At 49.9% G+C, this 19966-nt stretch carries 17 protein-coding genes; 7 read left to right on the top strand and 10 right to left on the bottom strand.

The annotated features are described in order from the left end of the window. Positions 1-157 precede the first annotated feature (157 nt). From R50912_RS03915 to R50912_RS03905, 3 genes are all read left to right on the top strand, one after another. Positions 158-1147: a DUF4003 family protein gene (locus R50912_RS03915; RefSeq protein ID WP_042232608.1), complete on the top strand. Its 990-nt coding sequence runs from the start codon at positions 158-160 to the stop codon at positions 1145-1147. Positions 1148-1402: 255 nt separating this feature from the next. Further along, entirely contained in the window at positions 1403-3178 is a 1776-nt protein-coding gene (locus tag R50912_RS03910; protein WP_042232606.1) for an ABC transporter ATP-binding protein, read from the top strand. Continuing rightward, positions 3165-4940: an ABC transporter ATP-binding protein gene (locus R50912_RS03905; protein ID WP_042232604.1), complete on the top strand. Its 1776-nt coding sequence runs from the start codon at positions 3165-3167 to the stop codon at positions 4938-4940. Before R50912_RS03910 ends, R50912_RS03905 begins: the two co-directional genes overlap by 14 nt. A gap of 136 nt (positions 4941-5076) precedes the next feature. Here the strand turns inward: R50912_RS03905 and R50912_RS03900 are convergent, their stop codons facing one another. Further along, the gene (locus R50912_RS03900; RefSeq protein WP_042232602.1) at positions 5077-5649 is read right to left on the bottom strand and encodes a GNAT family N-acetyltransferase; all 573 of its coding nucleotides are present in this window, start codon (positions 5647-5649) and stop codon (positions 5077-5079) included. 24 nt (positions 5650-5673) lie between these two features. After that, positions 5674-6591, bottom strand: coding sequence for an AraC family transcriptional regulator (locus tag R50912_RS03895; RefSeq protein ID WP_042232601.1), 918 nt, complete (start codon positions 6589-6591; stop codon positions 5674-5676). 66 nt (positions 6592-6657) lie between these two features. On the opposite strand from R50912_RS03895, the gene R50912_RS03890 reads away from it, so the two are divergent. Together R50912_RS03890 and R50912_RS03885 are read left to right on the top strand one after the other, a co-directional pair. Beyond that, entirely contained in the window at positions 6658-7218 is a 561-nt protein-coding gene (locus R50912_RS03890; RefSeq protein WP_042232599.1) for a histidine phosphatase family protein, read from the top strand. 67 nt (positions 7219-7285) lie between these two features. Further along, complete coding sequence (locus R50912_RS03885) at positions 7286-7852, top strand: ClbS/DfsB family four-helix bundle protein (protein WP_042232598.1); 567 nt, start codon at positions 7286-7288, stop codon at positions 7850-7852. Positions 7853-8071: 219 nt separating this feature from the next. On the opposite strand, the gene R50912_RS03880 is transcribed toward R50912_RS03885, so the two are convergent. The 7 genes from R50912_RS03880 to R50912_RS03850 all read right to left on the bottom strand — a co-directional run bounded on the left by R50912_RS03880 (position 8072) and on the right by R50912_RS03850 (position 17318). After that, entirely contained in the window at positions 8072-8911 is an 840-nt protein-coding gene (locus tag R50912_RS03880; RefSeq protein ID WP_042232596.1) for a formylglycine-generating enzyme family protein, read from the bottom strand. 240 nt (positions 8912-9151) lie between these two features. Next, a complete protein-coding gene (locus R50912_RS03875; protein ID WP_042232594.1) occupies positions 9152-9787 on the bottom strand; it encodes a glycoside hydrolase family 11 protein in 636 nt (211 codons plus the stop codon). A 485-nt stretch (positions 9788-10272) separates the two neighbouring features. Beyond that, entirely contained in the window at positions 10273-11043 is a 771-nt protein-coding gene (gene yaaA / locus R50912_RS03870; RefSeq protein ID WP_042232592.1) for a peroxide stress protein YaaA, read from the bottom strand. Between the two features lie 86 nt (positions 11044-11129). Next, entirely contained in the window at positions 11130-12296 is a 1167-nt protein-coding gene (locus tag R50912_RS03865; RefSeq protein ID WP_042232590.1) for a GyrI-like domain-containing protein, read from the bottom strand. A gap of 54 nt (positions 12297-12350) precedes the next feature. Then, positions 12351-13619, bottom strand: a complete 1269-nt coding sequence (locus tag R50912_RS03860; protein WP_042232587.1) for a helix-turn-helix domain-containing protein — start codon at positions 13617-13619, stop codon at positions 12351-12353. Positions 13620-14123: 504 nt separating this feature from the next. Next, on the bottom strand, positions 14124-16286 hold the full coding sequence (gene gnpA, locus R50912_RS03855; RefSeq protein ID WP_042232585.1) for a 1,3-beta-galactosyl-N-acetylhexosamine phosphorylase: 2163 nt from the start codon (positions 16284-16286) through the stop codon (positions 14124-14126). Positions 16287-16298: 12 nt separating this feature from the next. Continuing rightward, entirely contained in the window at positions 16299-17318 is a 1020-nt protein-coding gene (locus R50912_RS03850; RefSeq protein WP_042241508.1) for a glycoside hydrolase family 88/105 protein, read from the bottom strand. 176 nt (positions 17319-17494) lie between these two features. Between R50912_RS03850 and R50912_RS03845 the strand changes: the two genes are divergently transcribed. Further along, complete coding sequence (locus tag R50912_RS03845; RefSeq protein ID WP_042232583.1) at positions 17495-18436, top strand: helix-turn-helix domain-containing protein; 942 nt, start codon at positions 17495-17497, stop codon at positions 18434-18436. Positions 18437-18438: 2 nt separating this feature from the next. Next, positions 18439-18894, top strand: a complete 456-nt coding sequence (locus tag R50912_RS33045) for an IS3 family transposase (RefSeq protein ID WP_052415968.1) — start codon at positions 18439-18441, stop codon at positions 18892-18894. A gap of 611 nt (positions 18895-19505) precedes the next feature. On the opposite strand, the gene R50912_RS03835 is transcribed toward R50912_RS33045, so the two are convergent. After that, positions 19506-19937 (bottom strand): universal stress protein, encoded by a 432-nt coding sequence (locus R50912_RS03835; protein WP_042232581.1) that lies wholly within the window; start codon positions 19935-19937, stop codon positions 19506-19508. Between the last annotated feature and the right edge of the window lie 29 nt (positions 19938-19966).

Raw genomic sequence — 19966 nt, 5'->3', positions numbered from 1 at the left:
TCTTCCAAGAATTGTTTACTGCGCTGCATGTTCTCTTAATTCAAGAATACGCTCTCATAGGTTAAGCGGCAAGTATGCGATTAGATTCATTTTCATCATTTGGGTTTGTATAGTAGAATTAGCCCAAGTGTCCAAGTATAGATGAGAGGTGTACCCGATGAAGGAACAATACCTGGCAAGACTTGAATTGTTCGCTGAAAATGCACAGAGAATCAAGAAAGAATTCCCCTGGCAAAATGCTCAGGTGAACCGCCTGGCCGCATTGCTCTACACCGTGGAGAACAAAACAGCCGATCCTGAAGCGATCCGTGCGAACCATGCGCTGATCAAGGAGAACACCCGGATGTTCTCTTCCTTCCGCGGGACTTCCGCCATCAGTATTGCTACCCTGCTCTCTCTTAGTGCTAAACCGGAGCAGCAGCTTGCCGAAACGCTGGCCGTCTATGATCTGATGAAGGATGTCAAATTCAGAGCTTCTGACTATCTCGTTATTGCCGCCTATCAGATTGCTGCCCATACTACATCCGAGCAATATGTCCAGGTGATCGAACGCACGAAGGCATTCTTCGATGGCATGAGAGCGAAGCATCCTTTCCTGACTGGACAGGATGACTATATCTTCGCTGCCATGCTTGGAATTTCCACTATCGGAATCGAGCACGGAGTAGAGCGCCTGGAACAGCTCTATGTTGCTCTTAAGCCTGAGTTTTTCTCCGGCAACAGCGTTCAGGCGCTGACACAGGTAATGCTGCTTGGGGAGGAAGATGGCGGATCTGCAGAACGGGTGCTCAGCCTGCGCGAGGCCTTCCGTGCACAGGACATTCGGATGGACAAGGAATATACACTACCTTCGCTTGGCATCCTGTCGCTGCTCCCCTATGAACAGAAAGAGCTAGTAAGCGATGTCTCAGAGACGTATGAGTTACTGCGTACCCGGAAGGGCTTCGGGAACTGGTCGATTAACAAGCAGGAGCTACTCCTGCTGTCTGCGGCACTGGTGTCCTATACGTATATAGACGACGTGAAAAGCGGCATTATCACTTCCGCGTTATCCACCAGCATTACCAACATCATCATTGCCCAGCAGACGGCAATTGCGGTTGCAGCCGCAACATCCGCTGCTGCGGCCTCGTCTTCTTCGAATTAGATTTATAGGCCTGCCGTGTGTGGCAGAGACCGGTTCTGTGTAGACCGCTATAGTGTTTACTTATAGATTTACATTAAAAGAGCCCGTACCCAGATGATGATCAGGGACCGGCTCTTTTTTATAATACCTATTCCTGCGGAAGTTCGGTTGATTGTAACAAGAAAATTAGCTGTAAACCTATACATTTTGATTCATAGTGTTATAATCACTTTGATTTATTCACAAGAAAATAAGAAAACAGAAGCAGGTGATCAGATGTTTGAACTTAAATGGCTGTGGCAAAACCTCGAGGGCAACCGGGCACGGTATATCGTGGCGCTTTGTCTCTCGGTAGTGGGCTCGAGTCTTACGATAGTGAACCCGTACCTCAGCCAGCGTATCGTCGATACGTTTATAGCCGGCGACCACGCAGGGCAGAATCTTGCTACAGAAAGGGGACTGCTCATTGCGCTCTGCCTGGGCATGATCGGCTTTTCCCTGCTGCGCACAGGTCTGGCTTATCTTACAACCATGCAGTACGAAATATCCTCCCAGAATATGATGTACAACATCCGCATTTATTTGTACAACAAGATTCAGGGGCAGGACCGGGAATATTATGACCGCAATCGTACCGGTGATCTTATGACCAAGATGACAGGCGATCTGGATATGGTCCGGCATTCGATGGCGTGGATTTTCAAGATGATCATTGAATCGCTGACGATTTTTCTGGCTGCCGTCATTTATTTCCTTACAATTGATGTCCAGCTGACGCTGTGGATGCTGATCTTGTCGCCACCGATTTTTGTCGTGGCCTTTATCTTCGCCAAACGTGTCCGTCCCATGTACATTGATCTGCGCGAGCGGCTGTCCCAGCTTAACACGACGACCCAGGAGAACATTTCAGGCAACCGTGTAGTCAAGGCTTTCGCCCGTGAAGAGTTTGAGATTGCCAAATTCACGGAGAAGAATGTCAACTACTCTGTGGCGAACAAGAAGGCGGCCCTCGTCTGGCTCGATTACTTTCCTTATCTGGAGTCCTTCGCCCAAGCCTTCAACGTCATCCTGATGCTGGCCGGCGGCTACTTCCTGATGCACGGCCGGATCACCTTTGGTGAGTTCGCAGCCTTCTCCTCGCTAATCTGGGCGGTATCCAACCCTATGCGCAATATCGGGATCATTATCAATGATATCCAGCGCTTTTTTGCCAGCTTATCCAAAATCGTCGATATCTATTATGCCCGCCCCGCTATTGTGAACGAGCATAATATCACAGAGCGCCGCCGCTATGAGGGCCGGATTGAGTTCGAGCATGTCCGGTTCAAATATGACAGCGCTACCGTGCTTGATGACCTGAGCTTTACGATTGAACCCGGTGAAACGATCGCCATTATGGGCGCGACAGGCTCAGGCAAGACATCGCTGATCAACCTCATCCCCCGGTTCTACGATGTGGCCGGAGGCCGCGTGCTGGTAGACGGCCGGGATGTCCGTGAGCTTGAGCTTGATGAACTGCGCGGGAATATCGGGATGGCTACGCAGGACGTCCTCCTGTTCTCCGATACGATTGACGGCAATATCGCCTATGGCGACCCCGATCTTACGGAGGAAGAAGCGCAGGCCTATGCCGGCCTCGCAGCAGCCCATGACTTCATCGTCAAAATGCCGGAAGGCTATGATACGGTAGTCGGCGAACGCGGTGTCGGCTTGTCCGGGGGACAGAAGCAGCGTATTGCGCTTGCCCGCGCGCTGGCGGTGCACCGCCCGATCCTAATCCTGGATGATACGACGTCTGCCGTCGATCTGGAGACGGAGGAGCATATTCAGCGGAGTCTGCGTGAGCTGGAGTATCCCTGCACGAAGATTATCATTGCACAGCGGGTATCCACTACCGCCCAGGCAGACCGCATCCTGATCTTAGAGGGCGGCCGTCTGATTGAGGAAGGCACCCACGCCGAGCTGCTGGCCAAGCGGGGGTATTACTACGATGTATTCATGCTGCAGAACGAGGGCATTGGAAGGCAGGTGACCGAGAGTGGCCAGGAATAAATTCGATGTCGATGAGAATCTGGAATCGCCGTTTAATATTAAGCATTTCCGGCGGGCCATGGTCTATATCAGACGCAAGAAGAAACCGATGATTCTCGCATTCGTGCTTAGCGCACTGTCAGCGGCTATCGCCCTATCCGCCCCGCTGATTATGCAGCATGTGGTAGACGTAACCATTCCGGCAAAAGAAATGGGCGCGCTGGTTGGCTGGTCCGCGCTGATGCTGGCGACCATTGTGGTCAGCGTAATTCTGGCTACCATCCGCTCACGGATAATGACCAGTGTCGGGCAGGATATTATCTTCGATATCCGTACCGATCTGTTCAAGCATCTGCAGGATTTGCCGTTCAAATATTACGATGACCGGCCACAGGGCAAGATCCTGATCCGGGTTGTAAACTACGTTAATGCGGTGTCCGACGTGTTGTCGAACGGAATTATTAACTTTATCCTAGAAATCGTGAATCTGATCTTCATCGCTGCCTTCATGTTCGCCGTTGATGTCCGGCTCTCCTTCGTCATCCTTGCAGGATTGCCTGTATTCCTCGGTGTCATGCTGCTCATCAAAACCCGGCAGCGCCGGGCATGGCAGGCGGTATCGAACAAAAGCTCCAATCTGAACGCCTATCTGCAGGAAAGTATCAGCGGGATCGGCGTAACGCAGATGTTCTCCCGGGAACAGCGCAATGAGGGCGTCTTTACTCGCCTAGCCGGTAATTTCCGCACGGAATGGATGCGGGCGCTGCGTTACAATACGCTTATTCCGTTCACTGTCGATAACTTGTCTACCATGGTTACGGCAATGATTTTCCTGGTTGGCCTGCTGACTCTGAACCCGCAGAGCATGACGCTTGGTGTCATTCTCGCGATGAGCAGTTATGCCGCCCGCTTCTGGCAGCCGATTCTCAATCTATCCCAGCTGTACAATAACTTCATTAATGCGGTAGCTTACCTGGAGCGTATCTTCGAAACGCTGGATGAGCCGGTTACCGTCAGCGATATTCCCGGGGCGAAGGAGCTGCCGCCCGTTCAGGGCCGGGTCACCTTCGACGATGTAACCTTCGCCTACGATCCGGGGCTGAACATCCTGGAGAACATCTCCTTCGATGTCGCAGCCGGAGAGAGCATCGCCCTGGTCGGTCCGACCGGTGCAGGCAAAACTACGGTCGTCAATCTGATCTCGCGCTTCTATAACCTTACCGGCGGCAGAATCCTGATCGACGGGCAGGATATTGCCGAGATCACGCTGAAATCGCTGCGCAGCCAGATGGGCATTATGCTGCAGGACAGCTTCATCTTCTCGGGAACGATTCTGGATAATATCCGCTACGGCAGACCGGATGCCACCGAGCAAGAAGTCATCACCGCTGCGAAGGCCGTCTGCGCCGATGATTTCATCCGTGAATTCGACCAGGGCTACCTGACGGAGGTTAATGAGCGCGGCTCCAAGCTGTCCCAGGGACAGCGGCAGCTCATCTCGTTCGCCAGAACCCTGCTGGCCAACCCGCGTATTCTCATTCTGGATGAAGCCACTTCTTCCATTGATGCGCAGACCGAGCGTCTGCTCCAGAAGGGGCTGAATGAGCTGCTCAAGGGACGTACCTCGTTCATCATCGCGCACCGGCTGTCCACCGTGAAGAACTGCGACCGCATCATGTATGTCTCGAACAAGGGTATTGCGGAAAGCGGCTCGCATGATGAGCTGATCGCCCGCCGCGGCCTCTACCACCGGCTCTATACGGCGCAGAAGATGGAAGCATAAACAGTTTCCCCACAAAGTGAGGCTCCAGCTTCGAAGCTGACTCAGGTACTTTGCGGGGACCCCAGACAGATTATTAGTTCTTACAGCACCAAAAAGCTCAAGCCTATTAACGGGCCTGAGCTTTTTTATCTTATGGTCACACCTGAATATAATCTCCCCTAAGCATACTGTATATCTCCAGATCAACAATTCCTTTGCCTGACCACAAGGCGGCTTGCCGCAGAACCCCCTCCTTGATGAACCCTGTCTTCAGGAGCACCTTCTTGGACGGTTCATTCAACAGCATGACTTCGGCCTGAATTCTGTTCACCTGAACCTCTCTGAAGATATAGTCCAGCAGGATTTCAACAGCCTTAGAGGCAATGCCTTGTCCCCAATGGGCTTCTGCCAGGAAGTAGCCGATCGTCACCATATTCACCTTCTGATTGAAATCGCAGGCTTCAATAATTCCGAGCAGACGCCCCTCCTCACCACTAGCAAAGATGCCCCACTTGATCCTTGATCTTTTGGCGTAGTCCCGTTCGAAATGTCCTATCATATTGCTGACTGTAGCCTTGTTATGCTTCGGAATGATCCCGCAATATTCAAACACCTTGTCATTGCTGTAAATATCAAATAGCCCGTCCAGATGAGTCTCCTCAATTCTGTTCAATACAAGTTCATCTGATCTTAGTACAGGAAACCGGTCAAACACAACGTCCACATTCATTCCCGCCACTCCATTCTCCGAAACTTATACGCGCTGCCTAATGGGGATATACAAATCAACCTTACACTTGCCTTGCTGATCCTTCATGGGATCATTCAGACAGAATTCAAGACACGGCCTGTCGTCCGCTTCGTACCCGCTGCGGGGTAACCACACGCTGAACATGCTGTCGTACGCGAGGACCAGTTTGTCCACCGTATCATAGTATGAATACACCGCATACATGCCGCCGGACACTGTCTTGAATTCTACCTGCGGCCGGTGTGCTCCCTGCTCAAACCCTTCCGGAACTGTAACGCAGGCATCATACCGGCACGCAGACTCTTCTACGAGATCCCCGTCATCCAAAGATATTCCGATAAACTGCTGATTCCCTGCATGAAGACCGTGCTGGTCTGCCCAGCGGCTTAGCTTGTCCCATGCGCTATACGTATCCAGGTAACTTCCAATATGCCTGATATAAGCAACTTCAATCTCCGGGATCTGTCTGATTTCTACCATACTATCCCAAGCCCTCCTTAACAGCGGATTACTTCTTGCTCTATTGTAATCTGCCAGGGAAGCTGATTCTGCCTGTATATTGCTAAAGGATGATGCGAAATTGCTGTTTCTCCGGCTGCTGTTCCTGATACTGCCCGGTGTACAGCCATAATACCGTTTGAAATGGGCATTAAAGACCGATACCGATTCGAAACCACATTGACCCGCAACCTCCAGGATGGTCTTATTCGTTTCGGTCAGCAGCACCAGTGCGTGCTGTATACGCTTCCTGTTTACAAATACCATCGGAGTCACACCGACCATAGCTGTGAATATTCTGCTGAAATGAAATTTGGAGAAATGGGAGATCTCCGCCAGGGTATCGAGCTTAAGCGGCTGACTGCTGTGTTCCTCTATGTATGCAATGACCTTATCGATTCGCTCTCTATAATCAAGATTCATCGCTGAATTCCCCGCTTCATTCATGATACAATGCATTACAAATATTAGCAGATGAGGGGATGAATAATGGTTACAAATTTGTTTTTGGTAAGGCATGCGCACTCGGCTTATTCGGCCGATGAATTAAACAGACCTTTATCTGAACGTGGACAGGCAGATGCGCGGAAGGTCAGCGGACGGCTCATCCATGAGAATATTCATGTCCTGATCTCCAGTCCCTATAAACGGGCAATACAGACCATTGAAGGACTGGCCGGCCCCCTGGGCCTTGAACCTGTAATCGAAGACGATTTCAGAGAACGGTTATTGTCCGGCGGACCCGTCAGCGACTTCGGCCAGGCCATTACGAAGGTATGGGAGAATCCCTCTTTTGCCTGGGAAGGCGGAGAATCTAACCTGATTGCCCAGGACAGGGGAGTTCAGGCACTCCACAAAGTATTGCAGCAATACCAAGGCAGTAACGCGGTCATCGGGACTCACGGTAATATTATGGTCTTAATCATGAATGCGCTGGATAAGCGTTATGATTACGGCTTCTGGAAGCAGCTGGATATGCCGGATATCTATAAGCTAAGCTTCAATGGAGACACACTTACCGGCGTGCAGCGGATTTGGAACAGGACCTGACTCTGGTTAAACTGGACAGACTGCTGTCACAGCTCTATGGTATAACCAATGTAAAGGAGTGAACGCTATGGCAAGCTATGAATATTCTTCCAAACAGGAGCTGCTGGAAACGATCCACACCCTATACCTGCTCTTAGACGCCGAGTATGACGGTATAGACGATAAGTACAAGGATACGCGAATTCCTGAAGTGGATAAAACCCCCGCCGAGATCATCGCCTATCAGCTGGGATGGCTGGAGCTGGTGAGGAGCTGGGATCAGAACGAGCTGGAAGGACGGGCCTTCCTCATGCCGGATCAGGATTATAAATGGAATGAGCTGGGCGGATTATATCAGTCCTTTTACGACAAATATTCTGAGTATTCACTGGCTGAACTGCGCAGCTTATTCCGGCAATCAGAGCAGCAGTGGCTGGACTGGGTCAGCACGTTGACGGAAGAAGAGCTGTTCACCCAGGGCTCACGTAAATGGACCGGGACCAAGGAACACTGGCCCATGGCCCGGTGGATTCATATCAATTCAGCCGCTCCGTTCAAATCCTTCCGGGGGAAGATCAGAAAGTGGAAAAAACAGTTCCCCGCCGCTTTGCTAACCCACCCTTCAGGTTCACTCCCGGATCGCGATAGGGTATAACAGGACTCAGCCGGAAGCCGCTCCTTCTTTCTCACCGTTACTTTTAATACGGACGCTCAGGTAAAGCTAGCTTACGAGGCTCTTACGAGGGAAGGCAGTATCCTTCATCCCTTGCGCAGCACGACTTACAGTTCCTGTATGGCTTCTGTTACAGATAAATTGGGATTCCGCTGGGGGCTAATGACGGAGTAGCCCCCCTCTTTAGACAGGTCTGGCCATTTACTCACCGCGGATCACACGAAAACCTTGGTCATTCCCCCTGCTGCTCCCCTCAAACTTGCCCCGAAACGATACCTCTGTATTATTAACGCCGCCGATCCACCCGCCGCCCTTCACCAGTCTGAGGGAGCCCCTGTTGCTGTCCGGGTTCTCGTACCAGTTCCAGCACCATTCTCTTACGTTACCTGACATGTCGTATAGCCCCAGCTCATTGGGTTTCTTGAGGCCGCTAATTTTCGTCTGGCTATGATTATTCTCGATCGCCGGCCAGTTCCAGTCCCCGGTTAAGAATTGATCTCCGGAATTCCTCCAGTACCACGCCACATCTTCTGGCTTATTGCTTCCACTATAGCTGTTGCTCTTGCTCATCTGGCCTCCGCCTGCTGCATATTCCCACTCGGCTTCTGTCGGCAAACGGTAACCGTTCACTCCTTCATTGGCCGTTACTGTCCATTTCATGAAATCCCGGTCGCTTGTATTATTCGGGTCAACAGTGTTCTTGTCTATGTTGTAATAGGGCTTCAGGCCCTCCTTGATACTCCGCTGATTACAGTACTCCACAGCATCATACCAGGTTACACTCTCTACAGGCAGATTATCCCCTTGAAACTGGGAAGGGTTATTCCCCATCACCTCCAGCCATTCTTGTTGAGTCACCTCATATTTACTGATATAAAAGTCTGGGAGGGTCACATCTGTTCCGTAATAATTGGATTTCGTGTCTACAAAGGCACCGCCCTCGACCCATACAAGGCGCTCTTCCCTGGCAGGCTTCTCCTGCGAGCAGGCACTGGCAATACCCGTTAACGCTATTAATAAGACAATCAATAGTTTTCGCATGGATATATCTCCTTTGAAACGATTGGCAAAGGTACGGACCTGCTAAACAACATCTATATAGGACGCACAGTACATAAATGTATTAGGTGCAGGATTATCATATAGGTCTCATGTGGAGTTCAGCCCATATAGCTGGCTTATTAAGGCCGCCGGCTGTGTAACCGGCAGGCCTCAGTCCTATCAATGATCAGCCGTCTTGCTCAATAGCTAAGAACCCGGTTAGTGCCTGTCAGCCGCCTGTTACCACACCGTTACGTTAGAGCTGCCGCTGCTCTGATAGCCTTCTGTTGCAAGCACCTGATAGGACCAGCTGCTTCCCAGATTCATCCCTTTGCTCTTCCATGCGTTAACATGGTTACTGAACGTGATAGCAGCGTTACTTCCCGTCGCTCTCTTCGACTGTCTTACACTCCAGTATTGAGGGAATGTGGCATTACCATCAATGGAAGGCGCGTCGTAGCGCATAGTGGTATAGATATCATAGGTACCCCCGTCACTGTTCACAGTGCCTTTATACGTTCCGGTAGGTCTATAGGTCCCCCAGCTGTCAACAACGTAATATTCGATGAGTGAATTTCTTGTCCAGCCGTACAGGGTCAAATACCCGTTGCCGGATGGCGCCCAGACGCCTGCATTGTAGTTGACTGTTCGTGTTGGCGATCCAACATTCCAGCCTTTACCGACCACGAAATTTCCGGTATTGGACCAGTTCACACTGTAATTTCCGCCAGTTCCGTTCGTAGCATTGACTGTACCTCCGCCATCAGTCCAGTTCTGCCAATAATCTGTCGCTGCACTTGAGGTCGCTGCAAACGCGCTGAAGCTCATTGTGGCTGCCATGAATACCGTTAGAATTTTCTTGTTTAGCTTAAACATTGAATTACCTCCTAAGAATAATTTGTGGTGTACAGCCTTTCTTCCCCGCCCTCACTTGCCCGTAGCTTCTGTCCGCAGATTCTAACTTATCCTGAGTCTTCTCCCAGATATTTACTTGTCCTCCTTCACGAGTAAATTATATAAGGTAAGCGTTTACATTTCTCTCTCCAAATTAAAGGTTTAATCCCAATTTTTATAGGTCTTATGGAGGCGAGACGGCAATGGCGTTGATTAGCAGGGATGTGCCCAGCTTCTTCGCTGCTTCCAGCCAAAATCATAAGCCCTCCGATCCTTTGCGTTATTGTTACTTAGATAATCTTCTTAACAAGCAGAAACGGCTTCGCCGTCCTTATAAAGGACGGTACCGTTCCAGCGAGAAATAGAAGGATAATTTATAGCGTGAAACATATAAATTCTTATATTTCAAAAAAAGGCAATCCCAAATACGGTTATTCAACCGTCTTCAAGATTGCCTGTTGTATGGCTTACTCTACCATTTCATTCTTATCATGCTTCTGCTGGATAAACACATAAGTCTTCTCATCCGACAAGGCCTCAGCAAATGCGAAATCAAACCCGTTAAAGCCTTGGATATCCTCCACCCGGGTAATTTGCCGCTCGGCCATGTAGCGGACCATTTCACCCCTGGCCATCTTGACCAGCGTCGCCCGCTCAACCACCTTGCCGCCGATGTCCTGCCCGAACACCACACTAATCATTCGAGCGTCCTTGCCAAGGTACGGGGAGATACACTTGCTGTATTCCTTAGAGGCCAGGTTCAGAATGATGTCACTCTCCGCGAACAGCTGATCCGCCAGTCTTCTATTCCAGAACGCATAGAGAGAACTGAAGCCCCTCCCGCCCAGCTTAGCCTGCATCTCCAGCCTGTACGGCACAACGCCGTCAAAAGGTCTAACGATTCCATAGAATCCGGATAAAATCCGCAAGTGCTGCTGAAGATAATCCAGCTCTTCCGTCTGAAAGATTCCGGGCGCCATGTACTGGTACTGTATTCCCTCATATGAGAAGATAGCTGGCGTCAGATTCCTGGTGACATCCATCTCCCGGATCCGTTCCATATTCAGCGTGGCGATGGCATCATTGCATTTCCATAGCGCTTTGGCTTCTTCATAATTCAACTTGCGTAATAAGGCCAGAAGAGTCTGCGATTCGCTGATGAACTGCGGCACTTGGCGGTAATCCAAGAAATCCGTGTCCGTCTTCATCTTCTTGGCAGGCGATATAATGATTCTCATGCTGCTCTCTTTTCTACCCCCGCGGGGAAAACTAAATATACCTTTATATATACTATCATAATTCCCCCTCACAGGCTCCGGGGAAGTTATTCAAGCACAAGAGGCACAAATACAGAGGCACAGTTCGCCTGCCGGAAACGGGCGATCACATGCCTGCTCCAATCACGCGTATACTCCGGGTGAGCATTCAGAAACAGCTCATCCAGATGATTGAACGCCACATCATACGGTATTCCGGGATTATCACCATTCACTTCGAGCTGGGTAATGTGCAGATAGATGCCTCCGGGCACCGTAATTTTTTCAACACAGTCAGGAAGTGACTCCAAGGTGCTGACTCTTGTGCCGAAGCAGGAGTTAATCTTCCCCTCCTCCTCACTATTCACCGGAAAACCGTAATAATCATGCAGATAATATTTAGCCGCCTCAGTAGCGAATACCTGGTCTTGCACACCGAAATATTTCGTGATCACAAACTCCTCATCATCCGGCAGCGTCATGCTGCACGCGATCTTCATCTCCGGCAATGTCACCGCCTTGAAGCGCAAAGAGTCAAACCGCTCCGCATCATTTTCCGGAATTCTAACGGGCTCGTATTTGGTGAGAATATCCCCTGAGTCGTCATATGTATTGAAGCTAAGGCCGGAAGGGTTATAGACGTAGCTGGTGTCATTACGAAATTGGCCGATAAAATATTCATCTGCATGCATCCGCTCATCGTAGCCGATCCGTCCAGCCTCCTTAGTCTCGTTGATCAGGACTTTGGCATAGCGGCAAGCAGGTACTGTAAGCGTCTCCGTATATTCCGGCAAATGGGCGGGCAACCCGTCGAAGCTGCTTACCTCATAACCCACAATGACTTTATAATTGCCGTCACCCTGCACCTCTGATCGTACGGTAACAACCTCTTTGCCTTTGATTTGCCGGCTGATGAGACCAGAGAGGAGCGCGATATCGCCTTCTGAAGTCAGCTTCTTGGTATAAAAGTAATCATTCAACGTACAGCTCGCATGCTCAAAACCATAGAAACCGCCATACCCCCGGCTCTCATACGAAACCGGCAGCGCGATACCCACCACTTTCATCTCCGGCCGGTCCACGATACTGCACAGCTCCGTAATCTGTTCTACATGGATCTCACTTGGAATTCCCATCTGCTTCATCTCCTCCACCATTCTCAGGATTACCGGCTTCACACGGGGGCTGTAGTCTTCGGGCGTTTGCTGCGGCAGTGCTTGTTTTCTTAGATTCATTATTGTGCTCCTTTCCTATATAGATCTAGTTTATAGATGACCGCGCACTAAATATTATCCGTTCTTAACATCTTTCAGCTTGATCCACACTCTCATTGTGATAGCGTCCGGGTCAGCCTGACCTCCGGTCTCATAGGTTGTAAAAGCGGGCAGATCGTCCTTACTCCATCCGTTCTCCTGTACCCATGCATCCAAAAGAGCAATAAACACTCCGCGGTCACTACAGCTGCCGCTCTCAAGCATCGCATAACGGCCTGCGGTAATCCGCAGTATTTCAAGCCCGCTATTCACGGGAAGCTCGATGGCCTGTTCCAGCCGCACTCCGCAGGTGTAGCTTAAGCCGTTTTGGGCTACATAGAATTCCCTTACTATGCTTATCGCCTCAGGGGTATACCGGGAAATATAGTTCATCACCGCAGCAGATGCCTCTTCCTCTGCCTGACCCCCTTCCCGGGACGATACCAGAAACTCTAAGCCTGCAGAGAAATTTACACTGATCTTGTCATAATCCGTCCGCCTCTTCACCGGCAAATATAGAATCAGCTTCCTCACTTGCCCGCTTTTGCAGATGTATTCTTCGAAATAACGCCCGTTATCCTGCACGAACATACTGGTTCGCAGCCACTTCAGATAGAGATAATCCCACGCCAGCCCGATCTCGGTCTCATCGTTCCTAACGGTTGTCTTCGCGAAGGTTAAACTGAATTCTTGAGCCACCTTTATTCCCTGAATAGTGCTGTCTGCAAGTCTGTCTAGTAAATCCGTATCATACTCCACAGCGAGCTCATAACAGAATAAGCCGTCCCGCAGCTGCCCGTCTCTGCCAAAGATTCTGCCCTGGTATTCAGGTAAAAAGGAACGCAGTGCAGCCAACGCCTGCTGTTCAATGCCATGCTGGTTGGGATCATAGAATTGTATGTGTATAGTCTTGGGGATCGTTTCAGCGGTGACGGTTACCTGCCGGATGGCTTCACTGTCGAATCTGGGGAAGAAGTAGCAGGCTTCACTCTTCTGGTAGGCTAGCGGTGTCATATGGGTTGCGGATTTCACGTATTTGCACAAAGCCTGCTGGGAGCTATAGCCGCAGGAGTAAGCAATCTCGGCAAGCGGTCTCTGCGAAGCCCGGATCAGCCCGAGCGCGGCTGACAGCCTGCGCTTGCGTATGTATTCTTTTACCGAGTGTCCGGTATAGGTATAGAAGTCTCGATACAGCTGCATCAGCGAGGTGTACCCGGCCTGCGCAGCTTGTCCGAGGTTGATGTCTTCGTATAAATGTTCCTCTATGAAGGCTATGGATTGCTTGAAGCGGGCGGATTTGTCCATGGAATGTCCTCCGGGAGCTTGTCGCTGAAAGCTTCAGCATCTTTGCTTTGTAATTCCACAGATGTTAAGGAACTCCTTCTAGTGACAAATTGCATTCGGTTTTTCTGTGAAAATACTTCTGGCACAACCTGCGATAAACGCACGGCCTACGTGGCACGTCCAGTCCAATTGTGTTCGGTTTTTCGATTACGCACGGCCTACGTGGCGTTCACAGTTCAATTGTGTTCGGTTTTTCGATTACATTCGGCCTACGCGGCGCTCACAGTTCAATTGTGTTCGGTTTTTCGATTACATTCGGCTTACGTGGCGCTCACAGTCCAATTTTGTTCGGTTTTTCGATTACATTTGGCTTACGCTACCCACCCGGTCTAATTGTGTTCAGTTTTTCGTTAAAATTTGTTGAATAGATGAACAGACGACGTTCTGTTTTTAGGCGCGCTGCTCATTTTCATGCTGGAGTTGTGCCTTGAAAGACATGTTTGTTTCCGCATACATTAGGCCCGGTTATTCCCCAATAGTCCGAATAATCGTATCGAACGGTTCTACTTCCAGCGTCTGCGGTCCATACTCCGTCTCGATCGTAGTCTTTTGCAGCTGGTCGCTGTTATTGATCACGACGAGCATCTTGCTCTCCGGATAATACGCGCACTCGGTATACAGGTTATCCGGAATATACTTCGTTTCCTGTAGCTCCTTACCGGCATAGCGGATCAGGTTTAGCAGCAGGCGGGTATTCTCCCAGCCGAATTCGAAGGAAGGCAGATAGATTCCTTTTCCAATGCCGAAGTTATTCGTAGACAATGTAATTTTGCCATCTGCCTCACTGATCACCGCAGCGGAACCATCCGTAAGATGGATGCCATTCTTCGGTGTAATGCTGGCGCCATCAGGCACAAGACCTTGCTCAGCTTGAACCTCATATGTCCATTTGCCATGTGCTACCCGCGCACCCGTGTCCTCATCCACACCTAGAACATGCGCCATTCTGAAGTAACAGTCGTAACCCTCAACCGCTGAAGGCTGGTTAACTCCGATAAAGGTACCGCCCCCATAGACCCATTCAGTCAGAACGTCCACACACTTATTGTCCTTCCAGTAGTCCCCGCCGCTCCAGGCTGTACCGGCGCTGCCTGCATTAATCACCACATCCACATGCTGCAGCACGCCCTTGCGGATATCCTCGAAATCAATGAACTTCACCTCAACCGGCAGGCCGGACAAGGCTTCATTAATGTGAATCAGATCATGCATATCCGTCTCATGGAAGTGGCCGGACAAGGTCCAAGATCTCAGCTTGCCCCAGCTGTGCAGAATAGCAACCTTGGTCTTGATATGATAAGGCTTGCCTTGCTGATGCAGCTCTTTAATCTCTCTGAATTCATTCGCAATCTTCTCGATATAATCACAGAAATCCGGGTAAGGCTCAACCAGATGCAGATATCCGCCCAGGCCAATCCGGTCAATCGGCTCACGCAGGAGGGCTCGCCGGATGTTGATCCAGTATTTTTTGGCATCCAGTGTCGGATTCCCCCCTTCCATGAAGGTAGGCGTGCCGCCTAAACCCACCGGGAACAAGTACGGATGCAGCCGGATCTCATGCGTATCCACTTTCACCCCTGAACAGAGCCTTGCTTCATAACCCGAGAACACGCATTTGATCATTCCGTCGAAACCAAACTCACCGAAGCGGTCATTGTAAGGCTCTGCGCCAACCCAGCTGTCATCGTAGAAGACATACGCCAGCTTGTCATGCTTATGTACAATCTCAATTAGCTGCTTGCCGAATCCGATCACGAAATCATTGATAAAAGCCATATAGTCGAGCTTACGCTGCTCCGCAGGGATATGGCTGACGCGGTATTTGCCGCCGTTCACGAAATCTTCTGCCGTCAGCGGATAGCCGTATTTCTGGGCGAACAGATCCAGACCTCTGGCACTCACCGTGAAATCGTATGAACCCCAGTCTGAGAACAGATGGCGGTTACGCTCACTGCTGCCCCAGATCCAGGCGAAATTATAGAAAAGAGAAGTAAAGCGGACAACCGTTGTTTCCTTGTGCTGTTCGCACCAGTCTTCCATCCAATCCAGCAGGTATTTCTGCGTGTCACGATACATAGGATCAATCTGCATCAGATGCTCTTTATTCCAGTTATTCGTGGTGTGATTGTACATGGAGATCTCTTCCCAGATCCGGTAGGCCAGAAAGCTGACGGTGTATTTATGCCAGGGTATGATTCCGGTAAGCACCACATTGCCTGATTCCCGGTCGTAATTCCACTGCTCTCTCGGTACTTCTTCACCAGTCGTCCGGTCATACACCTGCCAGTACTTATACGCCTCACGGGAATCGTTCACCCTGAATTGTGCAGCGAAGAAATCCTCCATCAGGTAGACCCACAAATAATCCTGCACAGCCACCTTCGGATTCGTAATGAGGAAGCTCTGCTGCAGCTTATCCGGATTCTGCGATGCCCATTCGTTATGATCCCGAATGATACAGATCGTCGAGTAAATGCCGTATCCGGCATGGATAATCTCATCCGACAACTGCGTACCGTCACTGTCACGGATGACATCCGCACCCCAGCGTTCAGCAAGCTCCAGCGTCAGCGCTTCGTAACCGGATTCTCCCGGCAGTGTGAAAGCGCCTGTTGATGGTTTGGACAATTCGGTTCCCTCCTATTTAAGCATATCGGACAGGAAAGCAAGTGCTAAGCCCTGGCCCCAGCCTTGAATCCAGTCTTTTGGAATATTGCGGTACCCTTCCCGGTCCTTCATTACGGCTGTGCCGCCCGATACGCCCAGTACACGTCCGTCTTCGCTGATGTTTGCAAGAATGCCTTTTAACGCTTTTTGCACATATTTGGTATGCAGCGGGTTGCCGTTATTAATCATTGCTGCTGCAATTCCGCAGGATGCCGATACTTCTTCATAAGATTCCTCGTCATCCAGCACCGTCCGCCACAAGCCGTTCTCCGTCTGGACAAGCTTCAGCGCCGCCAGCTGATCACGGAGCGAGCATTCCACGTCCATACACTGCGGATACAAATACCAGTCTTTGAGCAGCGGCTTCACCTGCGACATCGTATACGCACCCCAGGCATTCGCTCTGCCCCAGTATAATCCGGACATATGATCCTGCTTCACATGGTTGTAGCCATGGAACCAGAAGCCGGTGCCAGGGTCCTGCAGATACTTGATATGCCAGTAGTATTGGTTGAGGGCATCCTGGATCAGCTCCTGATCCTTCAGCTTACTGCCCACACGCAGCAGGAAAAATGCCGCCATAAACAGCGTATCCGCCCAAGCCTGCTCCGGAAAATCATTAGAAATTGATACCGTATGCTGCAGCACATTGTCTCCGAACCGCAGCGCATTCTTACGGATGTACTCCACCTTGCTCATGGCAATATCCCAATATTTCTGCTCTCCAGTCGCTTCATATAAGGTGATCAGCATGTGGCCCATGGCACAGGTGTTGACCGTCCAGTCCGGCAGCCCCAGCTCAATATATTCATCCACCCACTGCACAAGCCTGTCCATATACTCTTTGTTACCCGTAGTCTGGTAAGCTCTTGATACCCCGTAATATGCTACGCCGCAAGGCCATTCCCAGGTTAAATCCATCGCCAGTGTCTTTTGGGTGATCTTGTCGATAATACTCAGAATCTCTTCCCTGTTGAAATCCACTTGAATCATCTCCATACCCCTCTCTTGTCTCACGCACCTCAAGAGCGCTTACTAAGCGTCTCATTTGCAAGCGCTTTACATACTCCATTGTAAGCAGTAAAATACTCTATATCTAAGCACATTCATAGCAAAACTGCGCATTTTCGACCATTTATCTAATTAATATTCTAGAGGAGACCCCGGATATGCCCAGAAAAAAGAAGCCCGTCATCGAGTACCGCCACTACAGCCTGCCGATCCATTTCCCGGTGCTGCTGCTCTGCGGTGAACGCTGGAAGATCTCCGATATCAAAAGTGAGCACCTCCATTTCCATAACCACCTGGAGATTGGAATTTGCTATTCGGATAGCGGCATCATGGAGATCAAGGGCGAGTCTGTACCTTTTACAGCCGGTGATGTGACCTTCCTCCCCCGGTACCTTCCACATACGACGTATAGTTCTCCGGGTGAGGCCAGTCTGTGGTCTTATCTCTTTTTCTCGCCGGAGGACCTCTTTCAGCATTCCTTCAAAAGCGCCTATAGCAACTTCGAGCCGAATTTGTGGGCGGTGCTGGGGAAGAACTGTATCCTGAATAAGGATAAGCATCCCATGGTGTATACCCTTGCCACGTCGATCGTAGAGGAATTGCTGCAGCAGAAGCCTTATTATCAGGAGAGCGCCTACGGCTTATTGCTGTCCTTGTATATCGAGCTGCTCCGAATCCATTCCACGAATGAGGCGCTGACCGATCAGGAAGCAGGGCATAATCTGAAGGGCGACTTCGTCATCTCCCCGGCGCTGGAGTATATCACCAGAAACTATATGCTGCCGATGACCATCGACTTCCTGGCTGACCTCTGCCACCTGAGCACCACCCACTTCCGCCGCAAATTCCATGAAATGATGGGCACCGCCCCTCTCGATTTCCTGAGCAGTACCCGGATCGAAGAGGCCTGCAAGCAGCTGAAAAGCACCGAGGATTCTATTCTTGAGATTTCTGAAAAGGTGGGGTTTCATTCCATCTCCAGCTTCAACCGCTGTTTCTCTAAGCTAATGGGCACGTCGCCCAAGGAATGGCGTAAGAGTGCACAGTCCGAGACGCAGTCGGCGAAGGCAAGTATTCTGGAATTTACGGGGTGGGTTTGAGAATGAATAATGAGGGTGAAAAGTCTATCCTTGCAGACAAGATTCACGAACTGAACAAGCAGGTGCTGGCAAAAGAAGAGGAGCTTGCCGTCCTAAAAAAGACCCGCGCATATCTTCCGCCATCTAAAGCACAGAGATTTCAGTTCATCGAAGACCATAGCTCCGAATTTTCGGTAGAGAAGCTGTGCAGCCTTCTTGAAGTATCGCGGAGCGGATTTTACAAATGGAGAAGTGCCGAAGTCAGCCCTCAGGCGAAGCGCAAAGCCTTACTGCTAAAGCGGGTCGCTTACCTCTTTGAGGCTAACCACGGCCAATACGGCAGTCCAAGAATCACCCTCCTCTTAAGGGAAGAGGGCTATATTATTAGCGAGCGGACAGTAGGAAAGTACATGCGGGAACTTGGTTTACGTGCGTCTTACAACAAGCAGGTGGATAAACTCGCAGAGGATCACTCCTGAATGCCCTATACCGAATCAAGTAGCTCATCCACTGACCAGCAGATTAGGCCCAACATACTGGTTTCGCCTTCATTTCATCCCTTAACTGAACATCTGTATAGAAGAACTCCCCTACACTGCGCATAGTGGTTACCCCCGAATGCAGTGCGGTCAGAGCATTCCGCTTCATTCTTTTCTTCAGTACACTCCGGCCAAGCTTCGTTTCAGAATATGATGATAGGCAAAATGCAGCAGCCCTTCGCTGACGGACAACGTGAACGGCTTACCATCTACAAACAGATGGATATGCGCATTGATCAGCCCGGCATCAGATATTTCCCCGCTACATCAATCGATTGATAACATTAGTAAATGGATAAACGTATCTTAATTTAGACGTTTCGGAGTGACTGGAGTAATTAGTTGTATAAACGTCATTTAATTTCATGCATTCCCTCTATTGTGGACTATTTCCGGCATATTAAGTGCTGATTATCCAACTGTTGCCCGGCAAGGGTGCCTCCGTTCATGAGCAAGTGGAGAAATTCCAACTAGTGCCCCATCAGAGATCCGATCCGGTTCAGGTCCGTCGGGCCGTGCTCGTTCTGGCCTCCACCCAAAAAATATGAAATTTAGTGAACAATCAGGACGGGGCAATTCGATAACTGTGAAACTTTGTGACTGACACTACCTAACATCATTTCTTTTATACCGCTTAGCCCACGACTTCCAATAATAATTAGTTGCTGTTTGGTGTTTTTAGCATAATTTAATATTTCATGCGCAGGGTCTCCCTTAAGATGAATCGTTTCTGCAAAGATCCCTTCAGTCGCTAATTTGGATTGGGCTTGTTGAAGCTGTTCTAAACTCATCTTTTCCATTTCATTTAACATTTCTTCCAAGTAGCTCTCTGGTATATATGACATTCCGCTGTTTACATATGCATGGCTGACATTCACCAAAGTTACCTGAGTATTTTTGTTATGTGCAATTTCAACGGTTGCTTCAAGGATTTTGTTAGTTATTTCAGAATTATCGATGGCCACGAAAATTTTCTCGAACATTTTTAAATCAATCCTTTCCTTCGTATGTC

Origin of the sequence: Paenibacillus sp. FSL R5-0912 (assembly GCF_000758605.1) — a bacterium.
GTDB lineage: Bacteria > Bacillota > Bacilli > Paenibacillales > Paenibacillaceae > Paenibacillus_AQ.
Note: the sequence above shows the minus strand (reverse complement) of the source record. Positions and strands in the feature narration are given on the sequence as shown.

Excerpts from the sequence above, each read along its gene's own strand:
- R50912_RS03850 (WP_042241508.1), bottom strand. The coding sequence starts at position 17,318 with ATGATTCAAGTGGATTTCAACAGGGAAGAGATTCTGAGTATTATCGAC.
- R50912_RS03865 (WP_042232590.1), bottom strand. The coding sequence starts at position 12,296 with ATGAATCTAAGAAAACAAGCACTGCCGCAGCAAACGCCCGAAGACTAC.
- R50912_RS03915 (WP_042232608.1), top strand. The coding sequence starts at position 158 with ATGAAGGAACAATACCTGGCAAGACTTGAATTGTTCGCTGAAAATGCA.
- R50912_RS03880 (WP_042232596.1), bottom strand. The coding sequence starts at position 8,911 with ATGCGAAAACTATTGATTGTCTTATTAATAGCGTTAACGGGTATTGCC.
- R50912_RS03835 (WP_042232581.1), bottom strand. The coding sequence starts at position 19,937 with ATGTTCGAGAAAATTTTCGTGGCCATCGATAATTCTGAAATAACTAAC.
- yaaA (WP_042232592.1), bottom strand. The coding sequence starts at position 11,043 with ATGAGAATCATTATATCGCCTGCCAAGAAGATGAAGACGGACACGGAT.
- R50912_RS03895 (WP_042232601.1), bottom strand. The coding sequence starts at position 6,591 with ATGAATCTTGATTATAGAGAGCGAATCGATAAGGTCATTGCATACATA.
- R50912_RS03910 (WP_042232606.1), top strand. The coding sequence starts at position 1,403 with ATGTTTGAACTTAAATGGCTGTGGCAAAACCTCGAGGGCAACCGGGCA.
- R50912_RS03885 (WP_042232598.1), top strand. The coding sequence starts at position 7,286 with ATGGCAAGCTATGAATATTCTTCCAAACAGGAGCTGCTGGAAACGATC.
- R50912_RS03900 (WP_042232602.1), bottom strand. The coding sequence starts at position 5,649 with ATGAATGTGGACGTTGTGTTTGACCGGTTTCCTGTACTAAGATCAGAT.
- R50912_RS03860 (WP_042232587.1), bottom strand. The coding sequence starts at position 13,619 with ATGGACAAATCCGCCCGCTTCAAGCAATCCATAGCCTTCATAGAGGAA.
- R50912_RS03875 (WP_042232594.1), bottom strand. The coding sequence starts at position 9,787 with ATGTTTAAGCTAAACAAGAAAATTCTAACGGTATTCATGGCAGCCACA.
- R50912_RS03890 (WP_042232599.1), top strand. The coding sequence starts at position 6,658 with ATGGTTACAAATTTGTTTTTGGTAAGGCATGCGCACTCGGCTTATTCG.
- R50912_RS03845 (WP_042232583.1), top strand. The coding sequence starts at position 17,495 with ATGCCCAGAAAAAAGAAGCCCGTCATCGAGTACCGCCACTACAGCCTG.
- R50912_RS33045 (WP_052415968.1), top strand. The coding sequence starts at position 18,439 with ATGAATAATGAGGGTGAAAAGTCTATCCTTGCAGACAAGATTCACGAA.